We start from the raw sequence: 20,678 nt of genomic DNA on the forward strand, positions 1-20,678 counted from the left end.
AAAGTTACGGCGGCCATAGCGGCAGGGAAACGCCCGGTCCCATCCCGAACCCGGAAGCTAAGCCTGCCAGCGCCGATGATACTACCCAACACGGGTGGAAAAGTAGGACACCGCCGAACACAATTTAGTGAAACGCCCCCCGAGAAATCGGGGGGCGTTTCCTTTTCTCGAGTGCGAATTCCATTGGCTCAATTCAAATATCTCCAATTGTGAGCGTCTGAGGACTACCCGTATCCTTTACGGGTGGTCGATGACAGGCAAGGTAATTCCAGCGGGCGTCCGCCGCGTCGTCCCGCGGGAGCCGGCGCCGCGGGCCGCGATCGTCGGGGCTCGGGTGCCCCGCGTCGTTCGGGTCCCGGCCGAGCCCGCAGCGCCCAGCCTCAGCACGCCTCAGACGGTGATGGGAGCATGCAGCACCCGGCCGGGCCGGTTATCCCTGCCTCCATCGAGGCCAAGCAGCTATCGCCTGAAATACGAGGCGAGCTCACGACTTTGGACAAATCGACCGCCGACACCGTGGCGCGGCATCTGGTCGCTGCCGGCGAGCTCCTGGACGAGGATCCACAGGCTGCTCTCGAACATGCCCAAGCCGCCCGCGCCCGATCCGGGCGTATCGCCGCGGTCCGCGAGGCGGTCGGTATCGCCGCCTATCAGTGTGGTGATTGGGCCCAGGCGCTGTCGGAGTTCCGTGCGGCCCGCCGGATGGGCAGCAAGTCCCAGCTGCTTCCCCTGATTGCCGACTGCGAACGCGGGGTGGGCCGGCCCGAACGCGCGATCGAGCTGGCCCGCAGCCCCGAAGCCGCGGAACTCACCGGTGACGATGCTGACGAACTACGCATTGTGGCCGCCGGCGCCCGGGCCGATCTCGGTCAGCTCGAACAGGCCCTGGCCGTGCTGTCCAGCCCACAGCCCGACCCGTCCCGCACCGGCTCGACCGCGGCGCGACTGTTCTACGCCTACGCCGAGACGCTCTTGGCGCTGAACCGCGGCGACGAGGCGTTGCAGTGGTTCATCAATGCCGCCGCCGCTGACCTCGACGGTGTCACCGACGCCGAAGACCGGGTCGGCGAGTTGGCCTGACGTGACAACCCTTGCGCAGCAGCATGATTGCCTGCTGCTCGACCTCGACGGCACGGTATTCCGCGGCCACGCGCCCACCGAGGGCGCCATTGAGGCCCTCGATGCGGCGCACACCCGCAAGCTGTTCGTCACCAACAACGCCTCCCGCGCTGCCGGCGATGTGGCTGCCCACCTACGCGAGCTCGGCTTCACCGCGCACGCCGACGACGTGGTGACCAGCGCCCAGAGCGCGGCCCACCTGCTCGCTGACCACCTTAAGCCGGGCTCGAAGGTGCTGATCGTCGGCACCGACGCACTGGCCGGTGAAATCGAGGCGGTGGGCCTGCGGCCGGTACGGCAGTTCGACGACGAGCCGGTCGCCGTCGTGCAAGGACATTCGACCACGACCGCCTGGCCCGATCTGGCCGAGGCCGCCCTCGCGATCCGCGCCGGCGCACTGTGGGTGGCCGCCAATGTGGACCGCACCCTGCCCACCGAGCGTGGGCTGCTGCCCGGAAACGGCTCGATGGTCGCGGCGCTGCGAACCGCCACCGACGCCGAACCCCGGGTGGCCGGTAAGCCCGCACCAACGTTGATGCGAGATGCGTTGGCGCGTGGTTCATTTAACGCGCCACTGGTGGTCGGCGATCGTCTCGACACCGACATCGAGGGCGCCAACGCCGCGGACCTGCCGAGCCTCATGGTGCTGTGCGGGGTCAGCACCGCCGCCGAGGCGGTCCACGCCGCCCCGGCTCAGCGGCCCACCTATATCGGTGCCGACCTTCGGGACCTGCACACCGACGCCGAGGCTCTCGCGATCGTCGAGCAACCCGCCTGGCGCGTCGAGATCGGCGACGGCGCCGTCACCGTCATGGCCGCCGGCGGTGACGCCGGGCCGGACGGACTGTCCGTGGTCCGGGCAGCGGCGCGGGCGGTCTGGAATGCGGCGCAGGATGGCCGTCGGGTGGTTGTGCGGGCAGGCGACGACACCGCACGCGCCGCGCTGCAGCGCTGGTCCCTGCTGTCGGGCACTGATCGGCTAGCGTGAATGGCGTTATGAGTACCGACCCCGAACAGATCCGCACCGAAATCGACGCTGTGCTAGCACAGCTACCCAGCGTCGACCCGGACAGCGCCGAGGCCACCGGTGTCGATATCGACGCGGTCGGACGGCAGCTCGAGGAAGCGCACCAGATCCTGGTCAATGCGCTGGAATCGGTGGAGAAGGGCTGAGTTCGACCGATGACGCGGCGTGCCCGGGTTGACGCCGAGCTGGTCCGTCGAGGACTGGCACGGTCGCGGCAGCAGGCCGCCGAACTCATCGGTGCGGGCCGGGTCAGCATCGACGGGATGCGGGCGGTCAAGCCCGCGACGGCAGTCGCGGTGACCGCGAATCTCACGGTCGAGGCCAGCGACGAGCGCACCTGGGTGTCACGCGGCGCGCACAAGCTCATCGGTGCCCTCGATGCCTTCGCCATCGACGTGGCGGCGCGGCGTTGCTTGGACGCCGGCGCCTCGACCGGTGGTTTCACCGAGGTGCTGCTCGATCGTGGCGCATCCGAAGTGGTTGCCGTCGACGTCGGCTATGGACAGCTGGCCTGGTCGTTGCGCTCCGACGAGCGGGTGACCGTCATCGAGCGCACCAATGTGCGTGACCTGACCGCAGATACCATCGGCGGTCCCGTGGGGTTGGTGGTGGCCGACCTGTCGTTCATCTCGCTGGCCACGGTGCTGCCCGCACTGACCGCGAGCGCGTCGGACGACGCCGATATCGTTCCCATGGTGAAGCCACAGTTCGAGGTGGGGCGAGAGCAGGTCGGTGCCGGCGGTGTGGTCTCCGATCCGGACCTGCGCGCCGCCGCGGTGCTGGCTGTCGCCGCGCGCGCCGGTGAACTGGGCTGGCAGACCGTCGGCGCGACCGCCAGCCCGCTGCCCGGCCCGTCGGGCAATGTCGAATACTTCCTGTGGCTGCGTGCCGACACCGACCGAGGGCTACCCGGAGACCAATTGGACGCCGCGGTGCGCCGCGCCGTCGCGGAAGGACCGCAATGAATTCTGAGCGGGTGATCCTGCTCGTCGTGCACACTGGCCGCGACGAGGCCACCGAGACCGCTCGCCGGGTGGAAAAAGTACTGGGCGACAACGGGATCGGGTTGCGCGTGCTCTCCGCCGAGGCCGTCGACCGCAGCGCCCAGCACCTGGAGCAGGCCGAGGTGGCCGGTCTGGGGGCCGCCACCGAAATCGTGGACGCCGACGCCAATGCCGCAGTCGGCTGCGAACTGGTCCTGGTGCTCGGCGGGGATGGCACATTCCTGCGCGCCGCCGAACTGGCACGCAACGCCGAGATCCCGGTGTTGGGAATCAACCTCGGGCGCATCGGGTTTCTCGCCGAGGCCGAAGCCGAGGTCATCGACACCGTCCTCGAGCACGTCGTCGCCCGCGACTATCGCGTCGAGCAACGGATGACGCTGGACATCACGGTGCGCGCCAACGACACGGTCATCTCCCACGGTTGGGCCCTCAACGAGGCCAGCTTGGAGAAGGGGGCCCGGCTCGGGGTCATCGGCGTCGTCCTGGAGATCGACGGCCGCCCGGTATCGGCCTTCGGCTGCGACGGGGTGCTGGTCTCCAGTCCGACCGGCTCCACGGCCTACGCATTCTCGGCAGGAGGCCCCGTCGTGTGGCCCGATCTCGAGGCAATCATCGTGGTGCCCAACAACGCTCACGCGCTGTTCGCCCGCCCCATGGTCACCAGCCCGACCGCGTTGATCGCTATCGAGATCGAGGACGACAGTCACGAGGCGCTGGTGTTCTGCGACGGCCGCCGGGAGATGCGGGTCCCGGCCGGCGGGCGCCTCGAAGTCACCAAGTGCACGACACCGCTGAAGTGGGTGCGGCTGGACAGTGCGCCGTTCACCGATCGGCTGGTCCGCAAGTTCCGACTGCCGGTCACCGGCTGGCGGGGGCAGTGATTCGTCGATGCTGGCAGAGATACGGATCGAAGCACTGGGTGCCATCAGCGCCGCGACCGCGGAGTTCGACCGCGGCCTGACAGTGCTGACCGGCGAGACTGGCACCGGCAAGACCATGGTGGTGACCGGGCTTCATCTGTTGGGCGGGGCCCGCGCCGACGCCACCCGGGTGCGGTCCGGCGCCGAGAAGGCAGTGGTCGAAGGCCGGTTCGCCACTGCCGAACTCGATGACGCGACCGCCGCAGCGACCGATGAGATCCTCGATTCGTCCGGCGCCGAGCGGGACGACGACGGGAGCATCATCGCCCTGCGCACCGTCAGCCGGGACGGTCCGTCGCGGGCCTACCTCGGTGGGCGCAGCGTGCCGGCCAAATCGCTGACGATGTTCACCACCGGGCTGCTGACCTTGCACGGCCAGAACGACCAGTTGCGGTTGATGCGTCCCGAGGAGCAGCGCGGCGCCCTGGACCGGTTCGCCGGTGTCGACGCCAAACTCGAGCGCTACAAGAAGCTTCGCGACCAGTGGCAGGTGGCCAGGCGCGATCTGGTGGACCGGACCAACCGGGCCCGCGAGCTGGCCCAGGAGGCCGACCGGCTGAAGTTCGCATTGACCGAGATCGACGGTGTCGACCCGGCCCCGGGCGAGGACGAATCGCTGGTGGCCGACATCCGCCGGCTCTCCGAACTGGACGCGCTGCGCGAAGCGGTGGCGGGTGCCCGCGCCAACCTGTCGGCCGACGAGCTCGCCGCCGACGAACCCCGTTCGGCCACAGACACTTTGGGTCGCGCAGCGGCACTGCTGCAGTCCACCGACGATCCCGCGCTCGGTGCGCTGTCCCGCCAGCTCAGCGACGCGCTGACCGTCGTCGGCGATGTCGCCCGCGAACTCGGCGACTTCCTGGGTGACCTGCCCGAGGATGCCAGCGCACTGGAGACCAAGCTCGCCCGGCAGGCCGAGCTGCGCAGCCTGACCCGCAAGTACGCCGCGGACGTCGACGGTGTGTTGGCGTGGGCCAAGGAATCTCGTGAGCGTCTGGCGCAGCTCGACGTGTCTGAGGATGCACTGGCCGGGCTGGCCCGCCGAGCCGACGAGTTGGCCGGACAGGTGGCCACGGCGGCTCTCGAACTGACCAAGCTGCGGACCAAGGCGGCCAAGGGCCTGGCCAAGGCGATCACCGCCGAGCTGACGGGGCTGGCCATGACCAACGCCGACTTCACGGTGACGGTGTCGCTGATGCCGGCCCGCGAGGACGACAGCGCGCCACTGCGGTTGCCGTCGGGTGAGACCGTGCATGCCGGCGGTGAAGGCATCGACCTGGTCGAGTTCGGCTTCACCGCGCATCGCGGCACCGACGTGCTGCCGTTGAACAAGAGCGCGTCCGGCGGTGAGCTGTCCCGTGTCATGCTCGCGCTCGAAGTGGTACTGGCAGCCTCGGCCGAGGGCACCACAATGGTGTTCGACGAGGTCGACGCCGGGGTGGGTGGCCGGGCCGCGGTCCAGATCGGGCGCCGGCTGGCGCGGCTGGCCCGCAGTCATCAGGTCATCGTCGTCACCCACCTGCCGCAGGTCGCCGCCTACGCCGACAGCCACCTGGTGGTCGACAGCGCGGGCAACGGCACCAGCGAGGTACGCCGCCTGGACACCGACCAGCGGGTGGCCGAGCTGGCCCGCATGCTGGCCGGGCTTGGGGAATCCGACACCGGCCGCGCGCATGCCCGCGAGCTGTTGGAAGCCGCTCAGGCCGACAAGGTCAATTGAGGCCGATGACGGCCGCGTAGCCGTCGTGATCGCCGGTGGTGATCGTCCGCCCGGACAATGTGTTGCCCAGGTCGACCAAACCCAGATCGGTTGCCCCGCTGCCGACCAGCCCGTCGCGCACCGCGTCGCGGGCCTTGTCGAACGACACGTAGATGTGGGTGGGGGCCAGGTTCGACAGGCCGGGCTGCTCGCGGCTGAACGACGCCGTCCACACGAAGCCGGTGTCGGTGGCGTCCGGCGACGGGCCGAAGAGCCGGCCGTGGTCGTTGACGCGCAGCCAGTGCGCGTTGGAGAACGCCTCCTGCGACCCGATGGGTTGCTGGCCGTAGGCGACGCCGTTGATCAGGCCCTGATACCCGGTGGAATGCAGCTGCTGAGCGGGGAAGCCGGCCGCGGTCAATGCGGCGTTGACCTTCTGGGCCGACTCGGTCGCGGTGGTCGACGTCGAGTCGACGATGACGATGTTGATCGGCTGGTAGAGCGTCTTGAAGGGATAGGCGGGGCTGGGCCAGTCCGCGAGCTTGCCGCTGCGTTCGAGCATCCATTTGCCGATGCCGCCGTACGGAGTCGCGGCCGTGTCGGCGGGAGTGGGATGCGTCTCGGGGGCGCCCGTCAGGTGGTAGTGCAGGTCGTCGAACCACCTCGCGACGCCGGCGATGACGTCGTGTGGCGGCCGCACGCCAGGTCGCGACGCGGGGCCGGCCATGCCGGTGCCGGGTTCGCGGCGGGCCGCCGCCAGCGCCGCGACCGTCACCGACGGATCAGGTCCGGGCTCGAAAGGTGTTGGGGGAGTTGGCCGCATCGTGCCCAGGCGACTCGTCATCGCGACGCGGGCCGGTCTGTCGAGCGGCTTACGCACCGACGCCGGGCGCGGCTGAGAGGCCGCCGGAGAGGAATCGGCAGCCCGTGGCGACGAGCCGGTGGCGGACGAGTCCGCGTGCGCGATTCCGGCGCTGCTGACCAGCGCCGCACCCACGCCGAGCGCGACCAGCAGCCCGCCCCTCCATGCCATCAGGCGACGGTACCCGCCCACGCGCCAAGAGGTAATGCAAGTAATAACTTGCATTACACTGACGGGGTGCCGAAGCGAATCGACGAGGACGAACTGTTCAGGGCGGCGGTCACGGTTTTCGCGGAGTCGGGATACCGGGCGACCACGACCCAGGAGATCGCCAAGCGTGCGGGCGTCAACGAGGTCACGTTGTTCCGCCGCTACGGCGACAAGGCGTCATTGATCAATGCGGCACTCACCCGGGTCTTGGCTGACACGTCCTTCGCCCGAGTGGAAACCACCGATGACGTCCGGGCGGACCTCATCACGCTGGTTCGGGCCTACGCCCAAACGGTGCAGACGTACGGCGGCGCGGTCATGACACTGCTCACCGAAGCGTCGCGACATCCTGAACTACGGGAGGCCATGGCGGCGCTGATGCCCAACCTGCTCAACGCGGCTCGGCTCGTCGAGGCACACCAGGACAGCGGACATCTGGCCGAGGGCGACCCGATGCAGAAGGTGGTGATGCTCATCGCGCCGCAGTTGGTGTCGAGTCTCTGGGCACGCGCGGGTGCAGCGGTGCCGGGACCGGAATTCGACCCTGACGCCGTTGTCGCCGCGTTTCTGAACGGCCACCGCGCCGGCTGAGGACGGGCCCTCGCCTCGCAATCAAACCGTGTTACTGCTGTGACAAAATGTGACTTGTGTGGCTGGTGTTACGGCGCGCCTCCACTGATATCCGGCCGAACGCCGACAGAATCGCCGCATGAAGATGTCAGCGCTCCTCTCGCGTAACACCGGTGCACGACCAGGCGTCACGGGTACGGCCCGCGTCGACCGCGACATCGACCGCCTGCTGCGCCGCATCGGCGCGGGTGACATCGTGGTGCTCGACATCCTCGATCTGGACCGGATGACTGCCGACGCGCTGGTGGACGCCGGCGTCGCAGGCGTCGTCAACGCCTCCCCGTCGATTTCGGGTCGCTATCCGAACCTCGGCCCGGAGGTGTTGGTGGCCAACAACATCACGCTGATCGACAGCGCCGGCGCCGAAGTCTTCAAGAAGATCAAGGACGGCGCGAAGATCCGTCTGCACAACGGTGGCGTGTACGCGGGTGATCGTCGGCTGGTCCACGGCGTGGAGCGCAGCGACGAAGAGATCGCCGACCTCATGCAGGACGCCAAGACCGGGCTGGTCGCGCACCTGGAGGCGTTCGCAGGCAACACCATCGAGTTCATCCGTAGCGAAAGCCCGCTGCTGATCGACGGCATCGGCATCCCGGACATCGACGTCGACGTCTACCGCCGCCACGTCGTGGTGGTGTCCGACGGCGAGGGTGCCGAGGAAGACCTCAAGGCGCTCAAGCCGTTCATCAAGGAGTACCAACCGGTGCTCGTCGGTGTGGAGGGCGGCGCGGACGTTCTGCAGAAGTGCGGTTATCGGCCGCAGCTCATCGTCGGCAACCCAGATCAGATGAGCGCCGACGTGCTCAAGAGCGGTGCGCAGGTGGTATTGCCCGCCGACTCCGACGGACACGCCAACGGCCTTGAGCGCATTCAGGACTTGGGTATCGGGGCGATGACGTTCCCGGCCGCCGGTTCGGCTGCCGACCTGGCGCTGCTGCTCGTCGACCACCACGGTGCCGCCCTGATCGTCACCGCGGGCCACTCGGCCAGCATCGAAGAGTTCTTCGACCGCTCTCGCCAGCAGAGCAACCCGTCGACATTCCTCACTCGCCTCAAGGTGGGTGAGAAGCTGGTCGACGCGAAAGCCGTTGCCACGTTGTACCGCAACCACATCTCCGGTGGCGCCATCGCCATGCTGATCCTGGCGGTGCTGCTGGCGATCATCGCCGCGCTCTGGGTGTCGCGGGCCGACACCTTCGTCATCGACTGGATCGTGACTTACTGGAACCGCTTCTCGCTGTGGGTGCAGAGCTGGGTGACCTAGGCGTCGGGCAGAAAGGCTCATCGCTGTGATTTCGTTACGCCACCATGCCATTTCGCTGGCTGCGGTGTTTCTTGCACTGGCCGTCGGGGTTTTCTTCGGTTCCGGTGTGCTGTCAGACACGCTGCTGTCCGGGCTGCGTGCCGAGAAGCAGGATCTGAACAAGCAGATCACCACGCTTACCGACCAGCGCAACGCGGTGAACGAAAAGATTGCTGCCGCTGATGATTTCGACACCCAGATGGCCGGCCGGATGGTGCACGATGCGCTGGCCGGAAAGTCGGTGGTTTTCATCCGTACGCCCGACGCCGACGACGACGACGTGTCGGCGATGAGCCGGATCGTCGGTCAGGCCGGGGGGACCGTCACCGGGACGATCGCGCTGACCCAGCAGTTCGTCGACGCCAACTCCGCGGAGAAGCTGCGCTCGGTGGTCAACTCCTCGATCGTGCCGGCCGGAGCGCAGCTGAGCACCACGATGGTCGACCAGGGATCTCAGGCCGGTGACCTGCTCGGCATCACGCTGCTGATCAACCGCAAGCCCGAGATCAAACCCGCCGACGACGGACAGCGTGACACCGTTCTGGCCGCGCTGCGTGAGACCGGCTTTGTGACCTACCAGGGTGATCACATCGGCGCGGCCAACACCGCGGTCGTCGTCACCGGGGGAGCGCTGGGCGACGACGCCGGCAATCAGGGGTCCACGGTGGCTCGCTTTGCCGCGGCGATGGCCCCGCACGGGGCCGGGACCGTGCTGGCCGGCCGTGATGGATCCGCAACCGGCACCGCAGCCGTCGCCGTGGCCCGTGCCGACGCCGGCATGGCCGCCGATGTCACCACCGTCGACGACATCAGTGTCGAGTCGGGGCGGATCACCGCCACCCTTGCCCTGCAGAGCCTGATCAACGGCGCACCGGCGGGGAAGTTCGGCATCGGACCCGGCGCAACGTCGATCACCCTCCCGCAGTAGTCCTGCGCAGTAACCCAGAGGTAATGCAGCCCACTGGCGTGTTAGCGCCACCTTGTCGGCGTCGGTGTTAGGGTGAGATTCCGTGGGTAGGCAGGCCCCAGCTAGTTCACAGCGATCCCCTGCCCGTCGTCACGGAGGTTGTCCTTGCCACCATTGCGCAAGCATCCGCAGACCGCTACCAAGCATCTCTTCGTCAGCGGTGGAGTCGTTTCGTCCCTTGGCAAGGGCCTGACGGCAAGCAGTCTCGGTCAGTTGCTGACCGCGCGCGGGCTGCAGGTGACGATGCAGAAGCTGGACCCCTACCTCAACGTCGACCCGGGAACGATGAACCCGTTCCAGCACGGCGAGGTGTTCGTCACCGAGGACGGCGCGGAGACCGATCTCGACGTCGGCCATTACGAGCGCTTCCTGGACCGCAACCTGTCCGGTTCGGCGAATGTGACCACCGGTCAGGTGTATTCGGCGGTGATCGCCAAGGAGCGCCGCGGTGAATATCTCGGCGACACCGTCCAGGTGATCCCACACATCACCGACGAGATCAAGCGCCGCATCCTGGCCATGGCCGAACCCGACGCGTCGGGCAGTCGCCCGGATGTGGTGATCACCGAGATCGGCGGCACGGTCGGTGACATCGAGTCGCTGCCGTTCCTGGAGGCTGCCCGGCAGGTCCGCCACGAGGTCGGCCGGGAGAACTGCTTCTTCCTGCATGTGTCCCTGGTGCCCTACCTTGCGCCGTCGGGCGAGCTGAAGACCAAACCCACACAGCACTCGGTGGCGGCGCTGCGCAGCATCGGTATCAGCCCCGACGCGTTGATCCTGCGCTGCGACCGCGACGTGCCCGAGCCGTTGAAGAACAAGATCGCGCTGATGTGCGACGTCGACATCGACGGCGTGATCTCCACACCGGACGCACCGTCGATCTACGACATTCCCAAGGTGCTGCACCGCGAGGAACTCGACGCCTACGTGGTGCGCCGGCTCAATCTGCCGTTCCGCGACGTGGACTGGACACAGTGGAACGACCTGCTGAAGCGGGTGCACGAGCCCAAGGAGACCGTGCGAATCGCGTTGGTGGGCAAGTACGTCGACCTCTCCGACGCCTACCTGTCGGTGGCCGAGGCGCTGCGCGCCGGTGGGTTCGCCCACCGCGCCAAGGTCGAGATGCGCTGGGTGGCCTCCGACGACTGCGAGACCGACAGCGGTGCGGCCACCGCGCTCGGTGATGTGCATGGTGTGTTGATCCCCGGCGGGTTCGGCATCCGCGGTATCGAGGGCAAGATCGGCGCGATCCGCCATGCCCGCCAGCGGGGACTGCCGGTCCTCGGCTTGTGCCTGGGCCTGCAGTGCATCGTGATCGAGGCGGCCCGATCGGTGGGCTTGACCGAAGCCAACTCGGCCGAATTCGATGAGGGCACACCGGATCCGGTCATCTCGACGATGGCCGATCAGCGTGACGCGGTCGCAGGAGAAGCCGACCTTGGCGGCACCATGCGGCTGGGCGCCTACCCGGCGACGCTGGAAGCGGGATCGATCGTGGCCGAGGCCTATGAATCCACGCACGTTTCCGAGCGGCACCGGCATCGCTACGAGGTCAACAACACCTACCGCGACAAGATCGCCGAGAGCGGACTGCGGTTCTCGGGGACCTCACCGGACGGGCACCTGGTCGAGTTCGTCGAGTATCCGCGTGAGGTGCATCCGTTCCTGGTCGGTACGCAGGCTCACCCGGAGCTGAAGAGTCGGCCGACCCGTCCGCATCCACTGTTCGTCTCGTTCATCGGTGCGGCGATCGACTACAAGGCCGCCGAGCGGTTGCCGGTCGAGATCCCTGAACAGCACTCCAACGGCAAGGAACACGCGGCGCAGCAGGCCGAGCAGGTTCCAGAGCACTCATCTCGTGGCTGAACACGATTTCGAGACCGTATCCTCTGAAACCGCTTATCGCGGAAACATTCTCGCCCTCCGGGTCGACCAGGTCCGGATGCCGGGCGGCCACGTCGCCAAGCGTGAGGTCGTCGAACACTACGGCGCGGTCGCGGTCGCCGCGGTCGACGAGCACGGCCGGGTGGCGCTGGTCTACCAGTACCGGCACCCGATCGGTCGCCGGCTGTGGGAGCTGCCTGCCGGCCTGCTGGACGAACCGGGGGAAGACCCGGCGACGGCGGCGGCTCGCGAACTACGGGAAGAAACCGGATTGACCGCCGATCGGTGGGATGTGCTCGTCGATCTGATCTCCTCACCGGGCTTCAGCGACGAGGCATTGCGGGTGTATCTGGCCCGGGTGCTGACCGATGTCGGACGCCCCGACGGTCACGACGAAGAAGCCGATATGACCGTGCACTGGGTGCACATCACCGACGCGGTGCAGCAGGTGCTGGCCGGGGAGATCGTGAATTCCACTGCGGTGGCGGGCATTCTGGCCGCACACGCGGTGATCGTGGACGGCAAGCCGACCCGGCCCGTCGACACGCCGTTCCCCGATCGCCCGACGGCGTTTGCCGCGGGGAAGGCCCGCACATGACGACAGTGCGGGCAGCCGCGCTGGACGCGCAGCTGCAGGGCTACCTCGACCACCTCACCATCGAGCGCGGGGTGGCGGCCAACACCATCAGCTCCTACCGGCGCGATCTGCGCCGCTACCTCGAGCACCTGAGCCTGCGCGGCATCGACGATCTGGCCGACGTCACCGAGAACGATGTCAGCGATTTCCTGGTGGCGCTGCGCCGCGGTGATCCTGACGCCGGCACTGTGCCGCTGTCGGCGGTCTCGGCCGCGCGGGCCCTGATCGCGGTCCGCGGGTTTCATCGTTTCGCCGCGGCCGAAGGGATCATCGGCGTCGACGTCGCACGCGCGGTCAAGCCGCCCACCCCGAGCCGTCGGCTGCCCAAGAGCCTGTCCCTCGACGAGGTGCTGGCCCTGCTCGACGGCGCGGGCGGCGACAGCCCGTCCGATGGGCCGTTGACGTTGCGCAACCGGGCGATGCTGGAGCTGCTGTATTCGACGGGCGCCCGGATCTCCGAGGCAGTCGGGCTCGACGTCGACGACGTCGACACCGAGGCCCGATCGGTGCTGCTGCGCGGTAAGGGCGGCAAGCAGCGTCTGGTACCCGTCGGCCGTCCGGCGATCGCCGCCCTGGACGCCTACCTGGTGCGGGGGCGTCCAGATCTGGCGCGCCGGGGGCGCGGCACGCCGGCTATTTTCTTGAATTCACGCGGCGGGCGGCTGTCGCGCCAGAGCGCCTGGCAGGTATTGCAGGACGCCGCCGAGCGCGCCGGGATCTCGGCGGCGGTGTCGCCACATACGCTGCGGCACTCCTTCGCCACCCACCTCCTCGACGGCGGCGCCGACGTCCGCGTGGTGCAGGAGCTGCTCGGACATGCGTCGGTCACCACCACGCAGATCTACACCCTGGTCACTGTGCACGCGCTGCGGGAGGTCTGGGCCGGCGCACATCCGCGCGCATGATGTCGCGGGTCTGCCATTCGCAGCGGCGACACACCGTTAGACTTTCGCGGATGTTCGCCACGCCGCCGAATCGCCTGATGACGGGGGGCACGGCGTGACCGACGAGGCAGCAGACGATGCCGCTATCGGTCTCACCGGCCGCCCGCCCCGACACATTCCCGAACCACAGCCGCTGACCTCGCATGGGCCGGCCAAGGTCATCTCGATGTGTAACCAGAAGGGCGGCGTCGGAAAGACCACTTCCACGATCAACCTGGGTGCGGCGCTGGCCGAGTACGGCCGCCGCGTGCTGCTGGTGGACCTCGACCCGCAGGGCGCACTGTCCGCAGGGTTGGGCGTGCCGCACTACGAGCTGGCCCACACGGTGCACAACCTGATGATCGAGCCCCGGGTCAGCATCGACGAGGTGCTGATCAACACCCGGGTCAAGAACCTGGACCTGGTGCCCAGCAATATCGACTTGTCGGCGGCCGAGATCCAGCTGGTCAACGAGGTCGGCCGCGAGCAGACCCTGGCGCGCGCGCTGCACCCCGTGCTCGATCGCTACGACTACGTCCTGATCGATTGCCAACCGTCGCTGGGCCTGCTGACGGTCAATGCGCTGGCCTGCTCCGACGGGGTGGTCATCCCCACCGAGTGCGAGTATTTCTCGCTGCGCGGACTGGCGTTGCTCACCGACACCGTCGACAAGGTGCGTGAGCGGCTCAACCCGCGGCTGGCGATCAGCGGGATCCTGATCACCCGCTACGACAACCGCACGGTCAACGCGCGCGAGGTGATGGCCCGGGTCCTGGAACGCTTCGGCGATCTGGTGTTCGACACCGTCATCACCCGCACCGTGCGCTTCCCCGAGACCAGTGTCGCCGGCGAGCCCATCACTACCTGGGCACCGAAATCTGCTGGCGCACAGGCATACCGATCGCTGGCCCGCGAGGTCATCGACCGCTTCGGCAAGTGACCGAACCGCCGGTGCCCGAAAAGGGCTTCCGTGTCAGGCTGACCAACTTCGAGGGTCCGTTCGACCTTCTGCTGCAGCTGATCTTCGCCCACCGCATGGATGTGACCGAGGTCGCGTTGCATCAGGTGACCGACGAATTCATCGCCTACACCCGCCAGATCGGCCCCGAGCTCGAGCTCGACGAGACCACCACCTTTCTGGTGATTGCCGCCACGTTGTTGGACCTCAAAGCCGCGCGGCTGCTGCCGGCCGGCCAGGTGCAAGACGAGGAGGATCTTGCGCTGCTCGAGGTACGCGATCTGCTCTTCGCGAGGCTGCTGCAATACCGCGCGTTCAAGCATGTCGCCGAGATGTTCGCCGAGCTGGAAGCCGCCGCGTTGCGGAGTTACCCACGCGCCGTCGCCCTCGAAGACCGGTTCTCCGACCTGCTTCCCGAGGTCATGCTGGGTGTCGACGCCGCGAGCTTCGCCGAGATCGCCGCGGCCGCCTTCACCCCGCGGCCCGTCCCGACCGTCCGCACAGACCATCTGCACACGCAGCAGGTATCGGTGCCAGAGCAGGCCGAGCGGCTGCTGGAGTTCCTGTCGGCGCGCGGGGTGGGGCAGTGGGCATCGTTCAAGGAGCTGATCGCCGACTGCGACGAACCCATTCAGATCGTCGGGCGCTTCCTGGCACTGCTCGAACTGTATCGGGCCCGGACGGTAGCATTTGAGCAGTTTGAACCGCTTGGTGTGCTCCAGGTTTCGTGGACCGGGGACCGGCAGGTAGACGATGAGCTGGTCAGATCCGAGTGGGAAGAAGAGTAGAACCAACCATGACCGACGAAGCGGGCGAAGTACCCGACTTGGACTCCGATATCGACGTAGCCCACGCCGACCTGGACGATGACGAACTGGGCCGCGTACTGGAGGCATTGCTGCTGGTGGTTGACACCCCGGTCAGCGCCGAAACGTTGGCCTCGGTGACCGAGCAGCCGGTGTATCGCATCACCGCGAAACTGGAAGTGATGGCCTCGGAGTTGGCGGCCCGCGACAGCGGTATCGACCTGCGTGAAGCCGGGGGCGGCTGGCGGATGTACACCCGGGCCCGGCTGGCGCCGTATGTGGAGCGGTTGCTGCTGGACGGCTCGCGTTCCAAGCTGACCCGCGCGGCGCTGGAGACGCTGGCGGTGGTGGCCTACCGGCAGCCGGTTACGCGGGCGCGCGTCAGCGCGGTGCGCGGCGTCAACGTCGACGCGGTGATCCGGACGTTGGTGGCGCGTGGGCTGATCACCGAGGCCGGTGCCGACGAGGACACCGGCGCAACCACATTCGCCACCACCGAGCTCTTTCTCGAGCGGCTCGGCCTGTCGTCGCTGACCGACCTGCCCGATATCGCACCGTTGCTTCCCGACGTCGACGTGATCGACGAGATGAGTGAAAACCTGGACGACGAACCACGTTTCGCCAAGCTTTCCGGTGGGGGCACCGCGGTCGAAGAGAAGATCGCCTTCGATGTGGACACCGATGCCTGAGCCAGAAGGGGTGCGGCTGCAGAAGGTCCTGTCCCAGGCCGGAATCGCGTCGCGGCGGGTGGCCGAGCGGATGATCCTGGACGGACGGGTGGAGGTCGACGGGCAGATCGTCACCGAGATGGGTACCCGGGTGGATCCGGCCACTGCCGAGATCCGGGTTGACGGGTCGCGGATCGTCGTGGACGACACGATGATATATCTGGCGATCAACAAGCCGATCGGTGTGCATTCGACGATGTCGGACGACCGGGGCCGGCCGTGTGTCGGCGATCTGGTGGAGCATCGGGTGCGCGGCAACAAGAACTTGTTTCACGTCGGACGGTTGGACGCCGACACCGAGGGCCTGCTGCTGCTGACCAACGACGGCGAGTTGGCGCACCGGCTGATGCATCCCTCGTTCGAAGTGCCCAAGACGTATCTGGCTACGGTAACCGGTTCAGTGCCACGGGGTTTAGGCAAGACATTGCGGGCCGGCATCGAGCTGGACGACGGTCCGGCGGCGGTCGATGACTTCGCGGTGATCGATGCGGTGCCGGGCAAGACGTTGTTGCGGGTGACGCTGCACGAGGGTCGCAAGCGGATTGTGCGCAGGCTGCTGGCCGCGGCGGGCTTCCCAGTGGAAGGGCTGGTGCGGGTCAGTATCGGCGAGGTGGCCCTTGGCGAGCAGCGGCCGGGCAGCATCCGGGTGTTGACCCGCAAGGAAGTTGGGGATTTGTACAAGGCGGTAGGTCTGTGAGTCGGGTAGTGGTGGCGGTCGACGGTCCGGCCGGAACCGGAAAATCCTCGGTGTCAAGGGGATTGGCGCGTGCGCTGAACGCCCACTACCTGGACACCGGTGCTATGTACCGGATCGTGACGCTGTCGATGCTGCGCGCTGACATCGACATCACCGACCCCGCATCGATCGCGGCGGTAGCCGATGTGCCGTTGTCGGTGGGCTATGACCCGAACGTCGACCGCGCGTACCTTGGCGGCGAAGACGTGTCGGACGAGATCCGTGGCGACGAGGTCACCAAGGCGGTGTCGGCGGTGTCGGCGGTACCGGAGGTCCGTGCCCGGTTGGTGGCGATGCAGCGCGAATTGGCCTCGGGGTCAGACAATGTCGTCGTCGAGGGTCGCGACATCGGTACCGTCGTATTGCCCGACGCCGATGTGAAGATCTTCCTGACCGCGTCGGCGGAGACGCGGGCGCGCCGGCGCAACGATCAGAATGTCGCAGCCGGCCTGCCTGACGAATACGAGGCGGTGCTGGCCGATGTGCGGCGCCGCGACCACCTGGATTCCACACGTGCGGTGTCGCCGCTGCGCCCGGCCGAGGACGCGGTGATCGTCGACACCAGCGACATGACCGAGGCCGAGGTCGTGGCCCAGCTGCTGGAGCTGGTCGAACAGCGAAGCGGAGCAGTGCGATGAGCGACGACGGCACCTGGTCCGACGAGAGCGAATGGGAACTCACCGACGAGGGCTTCGAAGCCGAGGACGGTGAAGCGTTCGCGCCACCACCGGTTGTCGCCATCGTTGGCCGGCCCAACGTCGGCAAGTCGACGCTGGTGAACCGGATCCTGGGCCGGCGTGAGGCCGTCGTGCAGGATCTGCCGGGCGTGACCCGCGACCGGGTGTCCTACGACGCCGCCTGGACGGGGCGGCGTTTCGTCGTACAGGACACCGGCGGGTGGGAGCCCGACGCCAAGGGCCTGCAGCAGTTGGTGGCCGATCAGGCTTCGGTGGCGATGCAGACTGCGGACGCGGTGATCCTGGTGGTCGACGCGACGGTCGGCGCGACCGCCGGTGACGAGGCGGCCGCGCGCATCCTGCGCCGGTCGGGCAAGCCAGTGTTCTTGGCGGCCAACAAGGTTGACAACGAGAAGGGCGAATCCGACGCGGCGGCGCTGTGGTCGCTCGGACTGGGGGAGCCGCATCCGATCAGTGCGATGCACGGACGCGGGGTCGCCGATCTGCTGGACAATCTGGTCGCCGCTTTGCCCACCGCGTCCGAGGTCACCGCGGGACCCGGCGGACCGCGACGCGTTGCGCTGGTTGGCAAGCCGAACGTCGGTAAGAGTTCGCTGCTGAACCGGCTGGTGGGCGCCGAGCGTTCGGTGGTGCACGATGTCGCGGGCACCACGGTCGACCCGGTGGACTCGTTGATCGAATTGGGCGGCAAGACATGGCGATTCGTCGATACGGCGGGGTTGCGCAGACGGGTCGGGCAGGCCAGCGGGCACGAGTTCTACGCCTCGGTGCGCACGCACAGCGCGATCGACGCCGCCGAGGTGGTGGTCGTGTTGATCGACGCATCGCAGCCGCTGACCGAGCAGGACCAGCGCGTGCTGTCGATGGTGATCGAGGCGGGCCGGGCCCTGGTGCTGGCGTTCAACAAGTGGGATCTGGTCGACGAAGACCGGCGCTACCTGCTGGATCGGGAAATCGACCGGGAGCTCGCGCAGCTCCAGTGGGCGCCGCGGGTGAATATCTCGGCCAAGAGCGGCCGGGCGGTGCAGAAGCTGGTGCCGGCGATGGAGACGGCGCTGGCGTCCTGGGATGCCCGGATCTCGACGGGTCAGCTCAATACGTGGATCAAGGAAATCGTCGCGGCCACGCCGCCGCCGGTGCGCGGGGGCAAGCAGCCCAGAATCCTGTTCGCCACCCAGGCCACCTCGCGGCCGCCGACGTTTGTGCTCTTTACCAGTGGTTTTCTGGAGGCCGGGTATCGGCGGTTCCTGGAGCGCCGGCTGCGTGAGACGTTCGGTTTCGAGGGCAGTCCGATCCGGATCAACGTCCGGGTGCGTGAGAAGCGCAAGCTCAAGCCGCGCTAATCGGCGGGTTTGCCGCGATTTCACGGGTTGTGCGCAGTAGATTGCCAGCATGGAGTTTGCTGCGTATTCGCTTCCCACCCGCCGTCTGGTCTACGGGATCGCCGGCTTGATGATCGCCGCGGCGCCCGCGGTGGCCGTGTTCAGCGGCGCGTTCGGTGGTGCTGCGCCCCGGGTGCTGGCCTGCCAGGAGACCGACACCGAGGACAGCTTCTCGATGAACTGCGCACCGGCGGTCATCCCGGATACCAGCGACGTGCTGACCGAGGCCGAGGTGGCCGAGCCGGGCTGGAACGGCGGCGGCGACCACAGCGGGGGCCCCGGTGGAGCTCCCGGCAGCGGCGGCCATCACTAGGCCTTGAGCCAGCGCTTTCCGTAGGAGTCGAGGTGCACGACGTCCTCGACGGGCTTCCGGGTGGTCGGGCCGTAGCGCCCCTTCGGCCAGCCGAGCGGAACCACGCAGATCGGGGTCACCGACAGTGGTAGCCCGAGGATCTTGCGTGCGGAGGTGACGCTCCACAGCGGCATGGTGATCAGGGATGCCCCAAGGCCCATCGCGCGGGCGGCGAGCAGCAGGTTCTGCACGCTGGGGTAGATGGATCCGAAGTACGACGTTTCCCCGACGAACGGTGTCGGGACGTAGGGCACCCGGGTGCCGCCGCGCAGACACGGGATGACCAGGACCGGGATCTCGCTGAAGTGCTCGACCTGCCATTCCACGGCCTTGAGGATCTTCAGCATCGTCTGGTCGCCGGCGGACTGGCGTCGACCGAGCGCTCCGTAGATCGACCAGGGCTGCCGATAGCGCTTGGCGAGTTGGTCTTTGACGCGCTGGTCCTTGACGACGATGAACTCCCAGTTCTGGCCGTTGGATCCGGTCGGGGCTCGCAGCGCGAGTTCGATGCATTTGACGACGATGGCGTCGTCGACCGGGTCGGGCTTTACGCGGCGAACGGCCCGCTGCGTCATCATCGCGTCCAGCAGGGGCATGCTCAGGTTGGCCAGCGCCTCGTCGGTACTCGGTATGTCGCTCATAGGGTCTGAGGTTATTGGCCCGATGCCCGGCGTGGTGGTGTGTGGTGGATCACGTTGTGTTCCTTGGCGTTTGGTCGGCATCGCGGCCCGGTTCGGCGGTACCAGGAAGTGCGGATAGGGTGCCTTGATGTCCGTCTCCCACATGATCGTGATCGCCTTGGCCGGCATGGGGGCGGGCGCTATCAATGCGCTGGTCGGTTCGGGCACGCTGATCACGTTCCCCACGCTGGTGGCGCTGGGGTTTCCGCCGGTGACGGCCACGATGTCGAACGCGATCGGCCTGGTGGCCGGCGGGGTGTCGGGCACCTGGGGGTATCGCAAGGAACTCGGCGGACAATGGGACCGGCTGCGCTGGCAGATCCCGGCCTCGGTGATCGGTGCGGCCATCGGAGCGTTCTTGCTGCTGCATCTGCCCGAGAAGGTGTTCACCCAGATCGTGCCGGTGCTCCTGGTGGGCGCGCTGGTGCTCGTCGTGATCGGGCCGCGGATTCAGGCGTACGCGCGATCGCGTGCCGAGGCGGCCGGACGGTCTGCCGAGCACGTGTCACCCAAGCGGATGGCCGCGCTGGTGGCGGGCACGTTCGCGGTGGGGATCTACGGCGGGTACTTCACCGCGGCACAGGGGATCCTGCTGATCGGCGTGATGGGCGCGCTGCTGCCCGAGGACATGCAGCGGATGAACGCGGCCAAGAACCTGCTGTCGTTGCTGGTCAACATCGTCGCGGCGGTGGGCTACACAGTGGTGGCATTCGACCGGGTGAGCTGGGAGGCCGCCGGCCTGATCGCAGCCGGATCGCTGGTCGGCGGCTGGCTGGGCGCGCACTACGGGCGGCGGCTGTCGCCGAACGTGCTGCGGGCAGTGATCGTGGTGGTCGGGCTCATCGGGCTGTATCGGCTGTTGACGGTGTGACAGGTGTGGCCGATTCGGGGCCGCGCCAGGGCCTGCGGTAGGCTTTCGACGCTGCTGCCGACGTCAGTCGGGAGCAACGGGCTGTGGCGCAGCTTGGTAGCGCACTTGACTGGGGGTCAAGTGGTCGCAGGTTCAAATCCTGTCAGCCCGACGCTTGTGATGTCTCAGGACATCGGAATAGCTGTGAACCTGCATTAGGTTCACAGCTTTTTCCGTTTGGGGCCTTTGGGCGCTCCGGTGGGTTGGTAGTCCCTGGTGGGGTCGAGGGTGAAGTCGCGTAGG

At 67.7% G+C, this 20,678-nt stretch carries 22 protein-coding genes, 1 tRNA gene and 1 rRNA gene; 22 read left to right on the top strand and 2 right to left on the bottom strand.

The window, feature by feature from the left end; genetic code table 11:
- Positions 1 to 5 precede the first annotated feature (5 nt).
- The 7 genes from rrf to recN all read left to right on the top strand — a co-directional run bounded on the left by rrf (position 6) and on the right by recN (position 5,790).
- A 5S ribosomal RNA gene (gene rrf, locus HPC46_RS31255) occupies positions 6 to 119 on the top strand.
- 124 nt (positions 120 to 243) lie between these two features.
- Positions 244 to 1,080 (top strand): tetratricopeptide repeat protein, encoded by an 837-nt coding sequence (locus HPC46_RS31260; protein WP_179475948.1) that lies wholly within the window; start codon positions 244 to 246, stop codon positions 1,078 to 1,080.
- 1 nt (position 1,081) lies between these two features.
- Complete coding sequence (locus HPC46_RS31265) at positions 1,082 to 2,107, top strand: HAD-IIA family hydrolase (protein ID WP_179475949.1); 1,026 nt, start codon at positions 1,082 to 1,084, stop codon at positions 2,105 to 2,107.
- A gap of 8 nt (positions 2,108 to 2,115) precedes the next feature.
- On the top strand, positions 2,116 to 2,292 hold the full coding sequence (locus HPC46_RS31270) for a hypothetical protein (RefSeq protein ID WP_179475950.1): 177 nt from the start codon (positions 2,116 to 2,118) through the stop codon (positions 2,290 to 2,292).
- Between the two features lie 9 nt (positions 2,293 to 2,301).
- A complete protein-coding gene (locus HPC46_RS31275; protein ID WP_179475951.1) occupies positions 2,302 to 3,111 on the top strand; it encodes a TlyA family RNA methyltransferase in 810 nt (269 codons plus the stop codon).
- Entirely contained in the window at positions 3,108 to 4,031 is a 924-nt protein-coding gene (locus tag HPC46_RS31280) for an NAD kinase (RefSeq protein WP_179475952.1), read from the top strand. The genes HPC46_RS31275 and HPC46_RS31280 overlap by 4 nt, the downstream gene beginning before the upstream one ends.
- 7 nt (positions 4,032 to 4,038) lie before the next feature.
- Positions 4,039 to 5,790 (top strand): DNA repair protein RecN, encoded by a 1,752-nt coding sequence (recN, locus tag HPC46_RS31285; RefSeq protein ID WP_179475953.1) that lies wholly within the window; start codon positions 4,039 to 4,041, stop codon positions 5,788 to 5,790.
- On the opposite strand, the gene HPC46_RS35290 is transcribed toward recN, so the two are convergent.
- On the bottom strand, positions 5,783 to 6,802 hold the full coding sequence (locus tag HPC46_RS35290; protein ID WP_179475954.1) for a hypothetical protein: 1,020 nt from the start codon (positions 6,800 to 6,802) through the stop codon (positions 5,783 to 5,785). The two genes, recN and HPC46_RS35290, sit on opposite strands and share 8 nt — an antisense overlap.
- Positions 6,803 to 6,868: 66 nt before the next feature.
- Here HPC46_RS35290 and HPC46_RS35295 point away from each other — a divergent pair, with 66 nt between their 5' ends.
- The 13 genes from HPC46_RS35295 (at position 6,869) to HPC46_RS31355 (ending at position 18,806) form a co-directional block, all read left to right on the top strand.
- A complete protein-coding gene (locus HPC46_RS35295) occupies positions 6,869 to 7,432 on the top strand; it encodes a TetR/AcrR family transcriptional regulator (RefSeq protein ID WP_179475955.1) in 564 nt (187 codons plus the stop codon).
- A gap of 118 nt (positions 7,433 to 7,550) precedes the next feature.
- Positions 7,551 to 8,735 (top strand): putative cytokinetic ring protein SteA, encoded by a 1,185-nt coding sequence (steA, locus tag HPC46_RS31300; RefSeq protein WP_179475956.1) that lies wholly within the window; start codon positions 7,551 to 7,553, stop codon positions 8,733 to 8,735.
- A 25-nt stretch (positions 8,736 to 8,760) separates the two neighbouring features.
- Positions 8,761 to 9,702, top strand: coding sequence for a copper transporter (locus HPC46_RS31305; RefSeq protein WP_179475957.1), 942 nt, complete (start codon positions 8,761 to 8,763; stop codon positions 9,700 to 9,702).
- Between the two features lie 144 nt (positions 9,703 to 9,846).
- The gene (locus HPC46_RS31310) at positions 9,847 to 11,607 is read left to right on the top strand and encodes a CTP synthase (protein ID WP_179475958.1); all 1,761 of its coding nucleotides are present in this window, start codon (positions 9,847 to 9,849) and stop codon (positions 11,605 to 11,607) included.
- A complete protein-coding gene (locus tag HPC46_RS31315; RefSeq protein WP_179475959.1) occupies positions 11,600 to 12,223 on the top strand; it encodes an NUDIX domain-containing protein in 624 nt (207 codons plus the stop codon). Before HPC46_RS31310 ends, HPC46_RS31315 begins: the two co-directional genes overlap by 8 nt.
- On the top strand, positions 12,220 to 13,167 hold the full coding sequence (xerD, locus tag HPC46_RS31320) for a site-specific tyrosine recombinase XerD (protein ID WP_179475960.1): 948 nt from the start codon (positions 12,220 to 12,222) through the stop codon (positions 13,165 to 13,167). The genes HPC46_RS31315 and xerD overlap by 4 nt, the downstream gene beginning before the upstream one ends.
- Positions 13,168 to 13,261: 94 nt before the next feature.
- The gene (locus HPC46_RS31325; protein WP_179475961.1) at positions 13,262 to 14,125 is read left to right on the top strand and encodes a ParA family protein; all 864 of its coding nucleotides are present in this window, start codon (positions 13,262 to 13,264) and stop codon (positions 14,123 to 14,125) included.
- Positions 14,122 to 14,931, top strand: a complete 810-nt coding sequence (locus HPC46_RS31330; protein WP_179475962.1) for a segregation/condensation protein A — start codon at positions 14,122 to 14,124, stop codon at positions 14,929 to 14,931. The genes HPC46_RS31325 and HPC46_RS31330 overlap by 4 nt, the downstream gene beginning before the upstream one ends.
- A gap of 8 nt (positions 14,932 to 14,939) precedes the next feature.
- Complete coding sequence (gene scpB, locus HPC46_RS31335) at positions 14,940 to 15,638, top strand: SMC-Scp complex subunit ScpB (protein WP_179475963.1); 699 nt, start codon at positions 14,940 to 14,942, stop codon at positions 15,636 to 15,638.
- Positions 15,631 to 16,374, top strand: coding sequence for a pseudouridine synthase (locus tag HPC46_RS31340; protein ID WP_179475964.1), 744 nt, complete (start codon positions 15,631 to 15,633; stop codon positions 16,372 to 16,374). Before scpB ends, HPC46_RS31340 begins: the two co-directional genes overlap by 8 nt.
- Entirely contained in the window at positions 16,371 to 17,051 is a 681-nt protein-coding gene (cmk, locus tag HPC46_RS31345) for a (d)CMP kinase (RefSeq protein WP_179475965.1), read from the top strand. Before HPC46_RS31340 ends, cmk begins: the two co-directional genes overlap by 4 nt.
- Positions 17,048 to 18,454, top strand: coding sequence for a ribosome biogenesis GTPase Der (gene der / locus HPC46_RS31350; RefSeq protein ID WP_179475966.1), 1,407 nt, complete (start codon positions 17,048 to 17,050; stop codon positions 18,452 to 18,454). The genes cmk and der overlap by 4 nt, the downstream gene beginning before the upstream one ends.
- Before the next feature lie 49 nt (positions 18,455 to 18,503).
- Positions 18,504 to 18,806, top strand: coding sequence for a hypothetical protein (locus HPC46_RS31355; RefSeq protein WP_179475967.1), 303 nt, complete (start codon positions 18,504 to 18,506; stop codon positions 18,804 to 18,806).
- Here the strand turns inward: HPC46_RS31355 and HPC46_RS31360 are convergent.
- A complete protein-coding gene (locus HPC46_RS31360) occupies positions 18,803 to 19,486 on the bottom strand; it encodes a nitroreductase family protein (protein ID WP_179475968.1) in 684 nt (227 codons plus the stop codon). The genes HPC46_RS31355 and HPC46_RS31360 overlap by 4 nt on opposite strands.
- Before the next feature lie 127 nt (positions 19,487 to 19,613).
- Between HPC46_RS31360 and HPC46_RS31365 the strand changes: the two genes are divergently transcribed.
- Together HPC46_RS31365 and HPC46_RS31370 are read left to right on the top strand one after the other, a co-directional pair.
- Positions 19,614 to 20,396 carry a sulfite exporter TauE/SafE family protein gene (locus HPC46_RS31365; RefSeq protein WP_179475969.1) on the top strand — a complete coding sequence of 261 codons (783 nt, stop codon included), beginning with the start codon at positions 19,614 to 19,616 and terminating at the stop codon, positions 20,394 to 20,396.
- A gap of 77 nt (positions 20,397 to 20,473) precedes the next feature.
- Positions 20,474 to 20,547 (top strand) — tRNA-Pro (locus HPC46_RS31370).
- The last annotated feature ends 131 nt before the right edge of the window (positions 20,548 to 20,678 follow it).

Origin of the sequence: Mycolicibacterium vinylchloridicum (assembly GCF_013404075.1) — a bacterium.
Taxonomy (GTDB): Bacteria; Actinomycetota; Actinomycetes; order Mycobacteriales; family Mycobacteriaceae; genus Mycobacterium; species Mycobacterium vinylchloridicum.

What these genes read in the sequence shown, in the direction of transcription:
- der (WP_179475966.1), top strand. Translation starts at nt 17,048, where the DNA reads ATGAGCGACGACGGCACCTGGTCCGACGAGAGCGAATGGGAACTCACC.
- HPC46_RS35290 (WP_179475954.1), bottom strand. Translation starts at nt 6,802, where the DNA reads ATGGCATGGAGGGGCGGGCTGCTGGTCGCGCTCGGCGTGGGTGCGGCG.
- xerD (WP_179475960.1), top strand. Translation starts at nt 12,220, where the DNA reads ATGACGACAGTGCGGGCAGCCGCGCTGGACGCGCAGCTGCAGGGCTAC.
- HPC46_RS31355 (WP_179475967.1), top strand. Translation starts at nt 18,504, where the DNA reads ATGGAGTTTGCTGCGTATTCGCTTCCCACCCGCCGTCTGGTCTACGGG.
- HPC46_RS31280 (WP_179475952.1), top strand. Translation starts at nt 3,108, where the DNA reads ATGAATTCTGAGCGGGTGATCCTGCTCGTCGTGCACACTGGCCGCGAC.
- HPC46_RS31340 (WP_179475964.1), top strand. Translation starts at nt 15,631, where the DNA reads ATGCCTGAGCCAGAAGGGGTGCGGCTGCAGAAGGTCCTGTCCCAGGCC.
- HPC46_RS31365 (WP_179475969.1), top strand. Translation starts at nt 19,614, where the DNA reads ATGTCCGTCTCCCACATGATCGTGATCGCCTTGGCCGGCATGGGGGCG.
- steA (WP_179475956.1), top strand. Translation starts at nt 7,551, where the DNA reads ATGAAGATGTCAGCGCTCCTCTCGCGTAACACCGGTGCACGACCAGGC.
- recN (WP_179475953.1), top strand. Translation starts at nt 4,039, where the DNA reads ATGCTGGCAGAGATACGGATCGAAGCACTGGGTGCCATCAGCGCCGCG.
- HPC46_RS31270 (WP_179475950.1), top strand. Translation starts at nt 2,116, where the DNA reads ATGAGTACCGACCCCGAACAGATCCGCACCGAAATCGACGCTGTGCTA.
- HPC46_RS31360 (WP_179475968.1), bottom strand. Translation starts at nt 19,486, where the DNA reads ATGAGCGACATACCGAGTACCGACGAGGCGCTGGCCAACCTGAGCATG.
- scpB (WP_179475963.1), top strand. Translation starts at nt 14,940, where the DNA reads ATGACCGACGAAGCGGGCGAAGTACCCGACTTGGACTCCGATATCGAC.
- HPC46_RS31275 (WP_179475951.1), top strand. Translation starts at nt 2,302, where the DNA reads ATGACGCGGCGTGCCCGGGTTGACGCCGAGCTGGTCCGTCGAGGACTG.